This window comes from Pseudarthrobacter sp. NPDC058196, from assembly GCF_042882685.1.
In the GTDB taxonomy this organism is placed as follows: domain Bacteria; phylum Actinomycetota; class Actinomycetes; order Actinomycetales; family Micrococcaceae; genus Arthrobacter.
This window is the reverse complement of record NZ_JBHVVN010000001.1, coordinates 504,653-518,053: the sequence shown is the minus strand read 5'-3', so window position 1 is coordinate 518,053 and position 13,401 is coordinate 504,653. Positions and strand designations below refer to the sequence as shown.

9 protein-coding genes are annotated in these 13,401 nt (G+C 59.6%); all 9 read right to left on the bottom strand.

Annotated features, from left to right (window positions below; all coding sequences use genetic code 11):
- Positions 1-653: 653 nt before the first annotated feature.
- A complete protein-coding gene (locus ACFVVC_RS02425; protein WP_387448685.1) occupies positions 654-3,002 on the bottom strand; it encodes a hypothetical protein in 2,349 nt (782 codons plus the stop codon).
- Positions 3,003-3,152: 150 nt separating this feature from the next.
- On the bottom strand, positions 3,153-3,629 hold the full coding sequence (locus ACFVVC_RS02420) for a PIN domain-containing protein (protein WP_387448682.1): 477 nt from the start codon (positions 3,627-3,629) through the stop codon (positions 3,153-3,155).
- A complete protein-coding gene (locus ACFVVC_RS02415) occupies positions 3,626-4,804 on the bottom strand; it encodes an ImmA/IrrE family metallo-endopeptidase (RefSeq protein ID WP_387448679.1) in 1,179 nt (392 codons plus the stop codon). Before ACFVVC_RS02415 ends, ACFVVC_RS02420 begins: the two co-directional genes overlap by 4 nt.
- Positions 4,805-5,018: 214 nt before the next feature.
- On the bottom strand, positions 5,019-5,189 hold the full coding sequence (locus ACFVVC_RS02410) for a hypothetical protein (protein ID WP_387448675.1): 171 nt from the start codon (positions 5,187-5,189) through the stop codon (positions 5,019-5,021).
- 10 nt (positions 5,190-5,199) lie between these two features.
- Positions 5,200-6,051, bottom strand: coding sequence for a hypothetical protein (locus tag ACFVVC_RS02405; protein ID WP_387448672.1), 852 nt, complete (start codon positions 6,049-6,051; stop codon positions 5,200-5,202).
- A gap of 118 nt (positions 6,052-6,169) precedes the next feature.
- Positions 6,170-7,261: a hypothetical protein gene (locus ACFVVC_RS02400; RefSeq protein WP_347896317.1), complete on the bottom strand. Its 1,092-nt coding sequence runs from the start codon at positions 7,259-7,261 to the stop codon at positions 6,170-6,172.
- A gap of 3 nt (positions 7,262-7,264) precedes the next feature.
- Positions 7,265-8,473 carry a GIY-YIG nuclease family protein gene (locus ACFVVC_RS02395; RefSeq protein ID WP_387448669.1) on the bottom strand — a complete coding sequence of 403 codons (1,209 nt, stop codon included), beginning with the start codon at positions 8,471-8,473 and terminating at the stop codon, positions 7,265-7,267.
- Complete coding sequence (locus tag ACFVVC_RS02390) at positions 8,470-10,455, bottom strand: DEAD/DEAH box helicase (protein WP_387448666.1); 1,986 nt, start codon at positions 10,453-10,455, stop codon at positions 8,470-8,472. Before ACFVVC_RS02390 ends, ACFVVC_RS02395 begins: the two co-directional genes overlap by 4 nt.
- The gene (locus ACFVVC_RS02385; RefSeq protein WP_387448662.1) at positions 10,452-13,169 is read right to left on the bottom strand and encodes a DNA methyltransferase; all 2,718 of its coding nucleotides are present in this window, start codon (positions 13,167-13,169) and stop codon (positions 10,452-10,454) included. Before ACFVVC_RS02385 ends, ACFVVC_RS02390 begins: the two co-directional genes overlap by 4 nt.
- Positions 13,170-13,401: the final 232 nt, after the last annotated feature.

Sequence of the window (13,401 nt, the reverse complement as noted above, 5' to 3'; positions counted from 1 at the left end):
CTTTGTCATAAGCTTCATCTTCACCCACAGCCAGGAACTGTGCTGGACCTGTCGCGCTCACGGCATGCCAAAGACCGCGCGAACTGCCACGCGACTTTAGTGAAAATGTTGACCGCCGTGCTCCACTGAGCTGCAAAAACCACGGGCGACATGCCGCTACGTCGTCGGCTGGCTGTCGGTATCCGGAAATTCACGGAGTGCGCCCGCTACGGCTCTGACCGCCACCGGGTCTTCCGTCCAATGTCGGCCTGTGCGCGTACAAGCGTGAAAATTTGTCACTTTCGAGGCCTTGGCAGCCTCAACGAGTTCTGCCCACGCCACCCGCAGTTCCTCCTGGAGCTCCGGTGACGTGAGCGCGTCCGGGACTGGGGCTGCCGGCCCAATGGGACTCGTGCGTGCCGCGGATACGGGTTTTCGCTGAAAAAGACTTCTAAGACCCATTTCTGTGTTCCCCCCTTTTTCGCCCCAATCCAGAGTATCAATGCTTTCTCAACGCGTACGGGACTCCAGGGCATAATGAAGCTTAGCCTGGTGGCCGACGCACCAGGACCACAAGTTGATTCTGCTGCGCGGCCGATCAGTTGCCCGTACCAGCCGGGTGCTGACAATTACCCGAAACTACTCACACCTGAGGACATACATCCGGGGGCCTGCTATGGAGCTGGTTCGGCTATTTCGTATCCTGCGCGTTTCGCGAGGTCATCGAGGTCGGGATTCGGCTGCCATTGTTCATCGTTGAACACGAAGACGTCAAAGGTCTCAGTGGCGTCCCAAACGCCAATCGCCGCCAAGTAGTCGAGACGTAGGGCGTGTTTCCGCAATCGCACGCGTAAGCTGGCCTCCCGGAAGGCTGCGCCCCGGGTGACGCCCCGAGCGAAGCTGAGGAACAGTATGCCCCGACGCTTGCCCGGTCCCGCAATTCCGAATCCGACAAACTTTGTGTGCATCTTTCCGTCCATACGGCTCTCCCGACGCAGTGTGAGGAGTAGATCCCCAATTTCTCGCCGGAGTGGTCCGTCGAGGTCAAGAAGGTCGATGCTGGTTGAAAGCCAACCGTAGGGGCGGTGTTCGTTGAGCGAGTCAAGCAGGTCCGCGAGGCCCGCCGGGATCGGCTGTTGGGGCTTCTCGGCTGCAACTGCCCGGTCTCCACGAGAGTACTCGTACCAGGCGTCAAGCCTGTCGGTCTGGCTCGGCAGCATAGCGATTCCGGCCTGTCCAGGCTCTGTATAGAGGCCCGTGGTGAGATACCTCATGAAGTAGTCGAGTTCTTCCGAAGCCCGGAATGAGCCGGAGATGTTCATTTCGCGGCGGCGCAGAAGGTAGTGAATGAACTCAGATGGGCGCTCAAACACCTCGGTGATGATTTCCAGATCATGCTGGTTTACGATCCAGGGCGGGTCTTCTGGCCCGCTCAACAGTCCGCTACGGGTCAGTTCCTCGACGACGGTCGAGACTGCGTTTAGGTTGTCGAGGGAGAGGGCGATCGTGAGGACTTCCCTCCCTGGAACGACTGGGATATGGACGTCCTGCACTAGGGAATGCGGCTGCCCCTCAGAGTTCAAGAGTGTGGCCCGCCTAAGAGCAAATTCCAGCCCGTCGTTTAGGAGTGTGCGCAGTCGCCCTGCCTGCTCATCTGCGTCCAGGACTATCTTCTTGAGGTCCAGAAACATTCGGCCGGGGTTCCCCCTAAGTGACGCGGGGGAAAGAGGTTTGCTTTTCATCTCAACGATGATTGCGAAGCGATCGATGAATAGCAGTCCATCGCCCTCAAATTCCTGGGTTTCATCACGGTCTGGGTAGTAAACCGATTGGTAAGCGACATCCGGCTTGAGCACTTTGACCAGTTCGGCGAGGCCCTTCGATTCAAGGAGTTCACCGCGATGGTCGGTGTACGCAGTCGCTGATCGGCTGCGCTTGAGTGCATTCTCCAGCGCCGGACGAATCGCGTAGAGCATGGATGTGGGCTGGATGAGAATCCAGCGCCGTTCGCCATCTACAAGGCGGCTGGCAAAGGGCTTCCTCTTGACGAGGTTGTCCCCGGCGAGGAATGCGGACACGAGATTCTCCGACTGAATTTCGAGGTCAATGGAGAAATCGGACAGCATCTTCACCAAACGGGCAGCGTTCATGGTGCTCTCGTCAGCCAACTCTTCAGCTGAGAAAGACCCATAGCCCGCTATTTGCTGGAACACGGCAACCTGGACGAGTTGGTCAAGTGCTTCGGCATCCCCCAGTCCACTTGCTTCAATGACTGCCCGAAGGTCCTCATTTACTGCCAGTTGCTCCTCCAGAAAAGTCCTGGCCTCTTCGCCTGAATCAACTAACTTCCTCCGTAGCCAGCCTGCTGTTGAATCGAAGAGCTCAAGCGCATCCGCGACCCCGTAACCGAGGATTTCGCGGATGGCCAAGTCGATTGCTGGCGGCGAGAATAGCTGCAACAGCAGTGTCCGTTCCTTGTCCATGTACTGCCGGTTGCGCATATGGAGCTCGGCCGAGACGATCGACAGACGCATTCGTGATTCGATACGCGACGGGACAACATCCGTTGGGGTTTCCTGCCCGTTGGTGAACACTTCATCCGTTGCCTGCAATTCAACATGCAAGCGTATGGTTTCAAGATCAAAAAGAGCCCGCAGCTTCCCATGTAAATTTTCCAGCTCCTGGCCCGCAGTCTGCGTCACATCACCCACAACTCGCGGCTCGCGCTCGGCAAGCAGCAATGCCGCGAGTTCGGTGAGGCTCGGCAACGACTCATGTTCACTTTCAACGTAGGAGTCAATGTCGGTAGGCAGCGACACCAAGTACAGGTTCGCTATGACATCGAACGCATCCAGATGCGCAACTATCCCCCGAAGTTCCTCGATTGCTTCATCACGTTGCCGGGTAATGTTCTCGAGTGCTTCTTCCAATGATTCGGACGCTTCATAGAGCCGTTCAAGTGCCGTCAACTGTTGTTCGAGAAGACGAGCGAACATTGAGCCGCTGGCGGAGGAATCTGTCATGATGCTAGTTTGACTCGTCGTCGGCAATGACATCTTCCATCCTGCCAGATCCGGAGGTCCGAAGTGGGTTGGGGCGGACAAACCCCACCAGCCTCCTCACACCGCCAGGACGACTCATCGCCGTAACATCGCGCAGCTGACTGCAATCTGTCACGCACCTCTGCGAGATCCTTCCTGTTCGGCCCCAGCTCCGTCGATGAGCGCTGCGAACTGAGAGTTGCTGAGCACCTTCAGTCCGAACTCCTCTGCTTTGTTGCGGACTGCCTCGTCGCCAGAGACGACGAACCACTCCGGTGCCATGAGGTACTGGCTGTCGTGCTCTCGGCCCTCCAAGGCACATGCGATGACCAGCGGGTCGGCGTTGCCCAGGTTGGCATAGAGGTTGACCAGCCGCGTGTCAGTGTCCGGCACTGTGGCCATTACTTCGACCAGCAGTTGAAGCATCCTTGGCGTCGTCGGATGGACGTTGTCGTGCAGAGATTGGAGGTCTGGAAAACCATTGGCCTCACTCAGTACAGCCTCTGGTATGACGGCACTCTCCAGAAAATACTCGCTCGCTCGTCGCTGCTTCCCAAGCTGACTGAGAGCGTTCGTGTCGACTACGTACCGCCGCCCGAAGCCGCTCATCCGAGAGCCCGCCTGAGGTCCCCGATCTGAGATGGCTTGAGGTGGTTCAAACAAACTGCACGGCAGAACTCTCCTGGCGAGATGCTCTGGCTATCAAGCGCATGCAGCATCCGCCGGCTGAGTTCTCTCCCGCTGTACTTGCGAACTGCGTTCTCAGGGAGAATCTGACTTCGAGGACCGCCCTTAGGGAGGCTCTGGAACTCCTCCCGCAACCGTGCAAGGTAATTGCCCGTGGTCTCGGCATTAATCATTCCCAGCCTCATCGCGCGCACCGCTACGGCGCTCGTAGTGACCTTGAATTCGTCCGATGCGATTCTCATGTCGTCGAGCGACGTGGGTCCCATTGCCTTAAACCGCTCGCGGGGCATCAGCATTGCACCGGCGATATCGTACTCTCGCCCGGGATCCGTGTAGGCGCTGCCACCGTCCCACGTCATTGGAGCAAATTTCCTTCGGGCTACCAGCACCGTCAGCAGTGCCAGGGTAAAGATGGTCCGACCGGCCGGCTCCTGGTCGTCCCCGTGGTCGCCTCCCGCCAGAAAGATAAACGGGACCTTGTTGTCTCGGATCGTCATGCCACTGAACTTGACGTGCGTCAAGCGCTGCGGCATGTAGTGCTGGACACTTCGCGACACCAAGACCTGGTTGGCTTCGAGACGGCCGATCATGAGATCGAGCGCCTTCTCCTTGCTCCTGCAAGAACGGACCGCCTCGTGAGAAAGGCCTATGGCCGCCATAAGCCGTGCTGCGTCGGCCTCGACCGATGACCGGTCATCACGGAGCAGGCCTACAATCTTGTTCGGCTGGAGCGACTTATCGTGCTTCCGGACGAGCTGCTGTTTTCGGATCAGGTCCTTGACGATCAGTTCGACGTCCCGCAGCTCCACCTTGGCGCGCGACCCTATCGAGAATGTGTCTCTACTCAGTCCGGCGAGCAACTTCTCGGTCTTCTTCTTCACCTGCTCCTGCACCAGCGCAAGCGGAGCGAAGAAAAGGGAGTATGGGATGTCGCCTTTGTCCGCAAGCCGCACGAGGTCGGAGAACTTAATTCGGCGTGAGTCTAGCGCATTCTCATAGTCCCTATAGGTTCCCGCCACAGAATTGTCGAGCAGCACCCTGAACACGGCCTCGTCAATCGGGACGGCCTCTCCATCCAAAAGGACGTCAATCGCCATCTCCGATCACCCCTCAAGTGAACATCGTATAACTCGCCGCGCATCTCCATGAGTTCCGCTTTGAGTCGAGTGTCGGGATGAGCCTATATCGATTGCTTACATCACCTGCATGTTTTAGGGCATACACCCGGGGGACCGCACACCTAAGCGTGCATGGGCGCTGACATGTGGTTATGTCCCAAAACGGACATCCCCGCGTGGGAGTTTTAGAGGCTCAGCTCTCGTCGAACGGCAGGCGGACGACCTCATCACCCGGGTCTTGGGGACTTGCTGGCGGAGCCGCGCTCGGGTGGTCCTGGTACAGCGCGTCCGAGGCGCTCTGGTCGTAAGTGTCGGAGAGGCCTGTACCTTTGGTCCCGAGGACCTGCTCCCAGTTGAATCCCATAGACACGACTTTATCGGCCGGTATCAAACTCACGAAGGATCGCCTCGACGCGCGCGGTGAGTTCGTCGGCGCGCTTGAGGATCTGCTCCTCCTCCTCATGTGACATCTGCCGCCGGGGGCTGGCCTGCATCGCAGCCGCAGCAGGCCTCGGCCCAGGTGCGGGCTCCGGACCGTCGAGCAGCAGGGCCGCGGCGCTGATGACCGCCGACAGCGAGGATGGATGCATGGAGCGGTAGGCATCGATCCATCCCCAGCGGTCCACGGCTGGCAGCATGCCGACGCAGAGGTGCCAGTCCGGATTGGGATCCGGCCGCAGGTGCCGGTGCGCGGAGCCTACTTCGTCGCGGCGGTGCCCCAGAGCCCGGACGGAGCCGTGCGACCACCCGCTGTTGGTGCCGATCACATCGAGCCACGACCAGGTGGCGCACGCCGGACAAGCATCCGGTTCCGGGGTGACGCCGATCTGCCCGCGCACCCGGTTCATTCCGTCCGGCCGCAGTCCCAGCGCACCCGCCCTGTCCAGCCCAAGGCCTCCGTGGGAGCGCGGTGCCAGCAACACCGCAGTGAACAGCATCCGGCGCAGCCGCAGCCGGAAGACCCAGTGAGTGCCCGGGTGCTGGATGATCGTCGTCCCGCGCCGGATCAGCAGCTGCAGGGACCCGGTGTCCTCCCGGTGTCCGCGGGGCCACGCGGGGGCCACAGGATCTCCGGGAGCCAGCAGTCGGCGAAGTTCTGCGAGCACAGCCCGGGACGGCTGCGCTTGCCTTGCGAAGCGCGAAAGCACAGCCTGGTTGATCTCCCTGGCGGGCACGCCGATGACCGAGCACCAGTCGATCCAGAGGTCGGGAAGTGCCGTCGTCATCCTCACGATTCTTCCACGGCGGACTGGTTCGACAAGAGCGTCGCCTCAGGCGAGGGTCAGGCCTGCTATTCGCGAACGCTCTCGTCCGCATAAGTCTCGATAGGCCATCCGCCCAGGCTCAGTCATCAAGACCGAAGGCAGCAGTGAGGTGCTCGATCGTAAACTGGCTGCGCATCTTTGTAGCTGTGTTCTGGTTGGCGTAGAGCCCGGTCTTCCGCACTCCCTGATCACGCGGAACGGCGCGTGTCCATTCGACCGGTACTGCCCATTCTGCATTGTCGTCGTCCTCGTCGCCGTCATGATGATAGTTTCCTGCCAAGGCGAGATCAGTGAGCTTCCGCTCGATTCCATCTACGATGACGGTGGTTTCGTCGAATCTCTGGGCCTCGCCCGCGACAGTACCAACTCCGACGTATCCGATTTTGGGGATGTAGGTGAAGATTCGGGCACCGAGGGGCAAGTTTTTCAGCGTTTGTGAATACTTCTTGCCGCCGCCGCCTGAGACGAAGCCGTACTTCATGCCGTCGACCCATTGCCGGCCTGTTGGCTCGTCGCCAAATGAGACGTACCAGTCAGACCCGTTCCAGGGTTCACGTGTCTTGTTCTTCCGTGAGGTCGCGGCAATGGACGACTTGGCTTGTTCGCTCTGATCGACCAGCCAGCTGCGGGCAAGATACGAAGATCCGTTGTCCTGAAAATGTCTGAAGAAGACGACGTTGATGGGGACATCGAAGTCTTCATTGAGGAACCGCACGATGCGCTCGGTAGCGGCGTCAACACTGGCGGCAACGATTCTAAATTCTTGTGCAGTGTTGACCTCTTCAGGAAGAGTGTCGCCGAAACGATCGGCAAACGCTTCTTCAAGAGCAAGGCCTGGACGGTAGGTGGCGAAGATATTGTCGATATCGCTTCGGCCTAGGGTTGCTGCCCAGGAGCCATAATCGAGGGTTTGAGCGGCAACATCGCGTGGAGTTTTGTCGCGTTTGAGTTCGATTACGTGCAGCGACGCCGTTTCGTCCAGCGCGAGCAGATCTACGAATCCCCCGTGCGCGGTCGGAACCTGCCGGCCAATGACGAGAAGCGGCTCGCCAAGCACTGACGGGTCAGACTCGATGTAGCCCTCCAACTGGGATTCCAAGCCGATTGATGTCGGCACTATCCGGCTGAGTTGGCCGCCCTCTGCCCGCCACAAGCCCATCTCAACAGCCATTCGTCATTCCCATCCTGCCTTTTGTCGTTCGACGAGTTTCTTGCGCTGAGCGTCGTAGACATAGTCGGTGATCTCGCCGGACATAATCATTGCGACGGCCTTGTTGATAATCTCCAGCGGCACCACGAACCACTCCGAGGGGTCGTAGTCGCGTCCCTGCCGGTCGACCTGCGTCAGGTCCAGACGCACCTCGGCAAACACGCGGTGCAAGAGGTGCTCCAGCCACGATGCACGCACGTTGTAGAGCCGGTAGTCCGCTAGCACCTTCACGGGTGCCATCAGGTAAGTTGGCGAATTCGTCGCGTTCTTGATGCGGGTCTCGACCTTGGTGGTGGAGAAGCCGATCTTGTGAAGGTTCTTCATTCCCGCGATTTGGGCGTCGTCGCTCAGCGACTGCAGCACGTAGATGTGACCGCTCTCTACGTCCGCATCGAGGACCTCGCCCGCATCGTGCTCCGTCCGTGCCAGGACCTGGCCCTGCGCCTCGTACATGCGGGTCATGAGGCTCTGCTTGTACATCGCCGACTCAGTGCCGTTCTCGAAGACGACGCGCAGGCGCTGCTTCTGCCGGGGCTTGCCACCGACGACCAGGTCCACGTCCTCGCCGACCTCAGCCACGAAGCACATGACGCCGCTCAGCACGAAGAACACGCCCTCGCGGATGAGATCCATGCCAGTGAATGGCATCAGCTTGTACGTTCCCTCGGCCAGCTCGGCGTGCTTCGCCTTGAACAGCGGCTCGAACAGGTCGAAGTCTTCGGCCTTCACCCGTTGAGCCACTGAGTCAGGCGACTCCGGGCGTTTGATTACCGGCAGGTCTGAGACGTCGAGGATGCCGGAGTCGTCGCCGAGCAGATCGTCCAGGTCATCGCTCTCGAGAAGGTCGTCCAGCGACTCAGGCGCTGCCTCTACGGTCAGAAGTTCATATTCTGTGTCGAGGTGTTTGAGCGCCGCAATTTTCTCGTCGTTGGCGAGGATGCCTTCGAGGCGGGCCCCAAGCTTTCGCTCGGCGATCTCCCGGGTCGCCGAGCTAGGCAGACGCCCGTGCGTCCGGCGGAACTCCACGATTTCAAGAAAGGCCCGCTCGAGCCGGTCGGACGAGGAAACTTTCCTAGTCTTCTCAGGTGCGTCAAGCAGGCCGTCCAGGTCGTTGTCGATGAGGTCCTGCAGGGAGGACGGCACTGCTTCGAGGATGTCGTCGTTATCGCTCATTCGCTCTCCACCATCTCAGTCGCGCGCTTCTGCGCTTCGAGCTTCTGCTTGGCCCGCTGGAGCCACAGCAGCGCGTCAGCGTACCGTTTCTCAGTCTGATCTTCAGCACGCGAGTCCGGACGGCGGCCGTTGACCTTGATCCAGTTCTTGATGCGGGGAACGAGTGCCAGCGCCTCTTCCTCGGTGAACTCGATGCGAGTGGCCGTGATCTGGTCCTGGATGATCCGGAGTACCGAGGGAGTCACTGACTTGGAGATAACCTCGAAGGCGCGCTGGAATGGGTTCACCGAGTCGATGAGGTTGATGTTCAGCTCGTCGATGTTGACAAACTTCTCGGCCATCTTGATGAACCGCTTGTCGCCGACCGTGCGCACTTCGCCGTTCTTGATCACGGAGTCCACAACAACCTGCTGGCGGACCTCCTCGACCTGCGCCTCGGTGAGGTCCGGGTACTTCTCCCGGATGATCTTCGGGATCAGCACCTTGTTGGTCGTCTCGGCATCCACTGAGCCGGCGGCAGCCCGCGCGAAGGTGTCGTCTTGGAGGATCGTCGCCTTCAGGTCGTTCAGGTCGGTCTCCACGATCTGCTTCACGCGATCGCTCGACGGCTCCTTGAAGCCCTTGATCTTCAGCTGCCCCGGCACCACGGAATCGTCACCGTCGAACTTCTTTGTCTTGAACGTGAAGTTCTGCGCGAGGACCTGCTCCATGAGGAGCGAAGCAGTGATGGCCTTGAGCATGTTGTTGACCGAGACCTTCACTTCGCCCTGCGAGGCGTCGGGTTCGGCGATGAGGTTCGTGAACTGGGCGTGGGACTTGCCGGGGCTGTCGCGGGTGACCCGGCCGATGATCTGGATGACCTCGGTCAGCGAGGCCCGGTACCCGACGGTGAGGGCGTGCTCGGCAAAGGGCCAGTCAAAGCCTTCTTTGGCCATGCCGAGGGCGATGATGATGTCGACCGCGTCGCGGTTCTTGGAGGCTGTGTGGGCCAGGTAGTGGAGGGTGTCGCCGCGTTTCTTTTGGTCAGTGTCGTCGACGAGGTCCGCGACGCGGACGATGGTTCCAGTGTCCTGCCGGCGCACGCTGATGATGCCCGTGTCGGGGTTGGTCTCCTCGACGTGTCCGATGACATCGATGATGCGGCCGATCTCTTCGAGCTTGTCCTTTGTGGATTCACCCGAGTTGACGTTCGGGATGTGCACGATGGTTTTCTTGTCGAGGTCCAGCACTTCGACGATCGCGTCGGTGTAGCGGCCCTGGTAGAAGTGGTGGCCGATGCCGAGCGAGTGCAGGTGCTCGTATCCGTTGAGCTGGTCGTAGTAGTTGAAGGTGACCGGCGTGAACTTGGCCTCGTCCTCCGGCGAGAGCACCGGGACGGAGTCCCCGCGGAAGTAGGAGCCCGTCATCGCGACGATGTGGACGTCGCTGCCGTTCATCACGTCGCGCAGGAGCGCGCCGAGGCGGCTCGACTCGACGTCCGCGGAGACATGGTGGAACTCGTCGATCGCGAGAACCGTGCCGTTGAACGACTCCGGTGCCAGCCTCTCGAACGCGAAGCGGAGTGTCGCGTGGGTGCACACGAGCGTTGCATCGGGCCCTTTGAGGAAGCTGATGAACGCGTCGACCTTGCCCGCTGAAGAGCCGGCATCACAGAGGTTGTGCTCCGGCTTGATCTCCCAGTCTGCGAAGAAGCCGAATTTGGACAGTTCCGTCGAGGCGAAGGACGCGCCAATTGAGCGCTCCGGGACGGCCACGATGACCTTCTTGCGTCCCTGGTTGTACAGCTTGTCGAGGGCAACGAACATCAGCGCACGGGATTTGCCGGACGCTGGCGGGGCCTTGACGAGGAGGTGTTGTGCGTCACGCTTCGCGAAGACCCGCTGCTGCATGTCGCGCATACCCAGCACATCCGTGTTCACCGAAGCTTTCGTTTGGGCATACGTGACGTCAACGATGTTTATGGGCTTCTTGATCGCGTTCACTTCGCGGTCCTCCGGGTCTTCTTCACTGGGGCCCTTGCGGTCTCGGCGTTTGTCATCTCCTCATACATAGCAAAGAGGGCAGACAGTCTTTGCTCATCGGTCTCGTACTCCCGCTTGGAATAGATCGAGTCGACCAGCGCATCGACATCTGCGTGGGCGACGCGCAGGTCCTCCGGCATCTTGTCGGGGTCATAGAGCTCTGCGAGAGTCTGCTCGCAGTGGTACTCGCGCACGTCGAGCACCCTTAGCGCAGCAGCAGTGAGCTTCTCCTTTTTCGCATCCGACAGCGGAGGGACCGGGAAGTTGTTGTAGACGATTGTGTTTGAGTAGCGGAAATCAGTTTTCATGCGTCCGCCGACGGCTCTAGTCCAGGCCATGTGCATCGCAGAAGTGAGTAGGGCGAACACCCACGGTTCTGCGTCATATGCGGCATACGCCTGGTCATTGATGACGTATCCGTCATCCAAGTAACCCATCGGGATATATGCACGGCGCTCCGACGAGACTCGCGGCACGAAGATCGAGTTGGATGGCTTGTACGCGACTTGCTTGAACCGGTGCGGTCGCCCGGCGAAGTCCACAGTGCTCTGTGCTTTGCTCTCGAGTCGCCACGCAGTAAGTCGGTCCAGCCGGTCGGCAATGGGCGGAATCTGGCGCGCAGCGCTGGCCTCGCGGTCCGGTATCCACAAGCAGTACCGCTCGATGTCGTTGATGTAGTCGGCCGCACCGACGTAGCGCTTCACGAACTTGGCGGCCTCGGGATAATCGGCGAGCAACGTGTCCTTCTCAGCTGGCTCCAGCACGAGGTAGCCGCCATCGGTTGGCTTCGAGCCGAAGGCCATCGGCGGAAGGCCCACTGAGATCGGCTTCATTTGACGATCCGCGATGATGCTTGCAGCGTCAGCGAGATAGCCGTTGATGTTTTGGGCGGCGATCTGAAGATCGTCTGTGAAGATGTACTTTGGCTCATTCGACTTATTTCGAAGACTGATAACCGCAACGGTAACGCCCGCGTTCCGTTTAGCGTTGTTTTCCCACCTGAATGAGGTGTAGGCAAACCCGATCTCGATTCCCATGTTGAAGATCATCGGGAACATCAGACTCACGTGTTCGCCCTGCGCGACTGAATTGGTGGTGACGAACGCGAGCTTAGCCCGAGTTCCAGCGATGTATTCGGAGCCTTTGACAAACCAAAGAGCGATGTAGTCGAGGTTTTTCGAAAACGGTCGACGTCCAAATACGAAAGAAAAGTCCGCCTTCTGCTCGATCGACTGCATGCTCGAACCCACATATGGCGGGTTGCCGATCAAGTAGATCTCGCCGCCGTCATTTGGGCAGACGTGGTTCCACTCGACACGAGCCGAGTTGCCCTGCTTGATCTGGCCCGTCTCCTTTAGCGGGATCAGCGGGATCGAAACGTTGAACTTCTCCTTGAACTCGGTGTTCATCTGGTGCTTGGCAATCCAGAGGGAGAGGATCGCGACCTCTACGGCGAAGTCGTCGATCTCGATCCCGAAGAAGTTCTCAATATTAATCCTCGACTCGGCGAACAGCACTTGGTGCTTGTCGTCCAGCTCGGCAAGGCGCTCGAGGACAGCGTGCTCGAGCTTGCGCAGCTCCTTGTAGGCGATGATCAGGAAGTTGCCGGAGCCACAGGCCGGGTCGAAGACCTTGATGGTGCTGATCCGGTCGAGCAGCCCTTCGAGCTTCTTCACGGAGTCGAAGCTCTCGTCGAGCTCGTCCTTCAAGGCGTTGAGGAAGAGTGGCTCGATCGTCTTGAGGATGTTCGGGACCGAGGTGTAGTGCTGACCGAGGTCACTGCGTTTGCCCGGTGTGACGATCGCCTGGAACATCGAGCCGAAGATGTCCGGGTTGATCTCGCGCCAGATAAGTTTGCCGGCGTTGATGAGTTCTTCCCGCGCCTTCTTGGTGAACACCGGCACCACGTGGTCCTCGGACATCGTGAACAGCCGACCGTTGACGTAGGGAAACGCCGCGAGGTGTTTGGGCTTGTCGGAGGCGTCTGCGGTGTCCAGCGCCGTGAACAGGTCTGTTAGGAAATCCGCGGTGTCCGAGCCGTCGTCCAGCGTGTGAGACCCGACGGCATTGGTGAACTGGCTCTCGGCAAAGATCCCTGTGTCCTCGGCGAAGTAGCAGAACAGCAGGCGAGTGAAGAACAGGTTGAGCGCGTGGCGTCCACGTGGCTGCCCAAGAAGATCAGGGTTCGCCTGCAGCAGCTCATCGAACAGCTTGCCCATGCGCTCGGCAGCCTTGACGTCCGCATGCGTTTCGGCGACATACTGCGCCTTCTCCATCCCCGCCCAGGGCAGGAAGAAGGTGAAGTGCTGGTCAATGTCCCTGATCGGGAATCCGATTGTCTCGCCCGTCTGGGTGTCCGTGGCCACCAGCTCGACGTAGTCGGTGACTATGACGAACCGCGTGCTGAAGCGCACGACGTCCGGGGATTTCTTCAGCTCCTCCAGTTCTTCCAGGGTGTCGCCTGATGTCTCCTTAAAGTAGACGACCTTCTTCTGCGCGACCTCAGTGACCTTGTCGACAGCCACGTTCAGATCGCCATTGCGCAGGCGGGTGATGCTGCTTTGGGGCTTTCCGTAGGCGAGCAAGAGATCAAAGATGAACTCGCGGTCGTACGACTCACGGCCTCCGAGCGGAGCGACGCGCTCTTCGATGGCTTTCAGATTCAGCTTCGCCACGTACGAATTCCTTGTGCGTATGCAATACCGTCAATGGTCGCTGGGCGTTTGATATTCATGCGCCTGTCCTCGAGGCAGGCTGAAAGACCGTCGGTCCACGGTTTACACACGTTGCTACTCCTTACACGGCAGGGCGTACGCGCACTGCCTCCCCGTGATCTTATCCGGGACCCGACCCCTGCTGATTTTCGCTCACCACGTCACGCGAGGGCAGTGTTCCTCCATGCCCCGA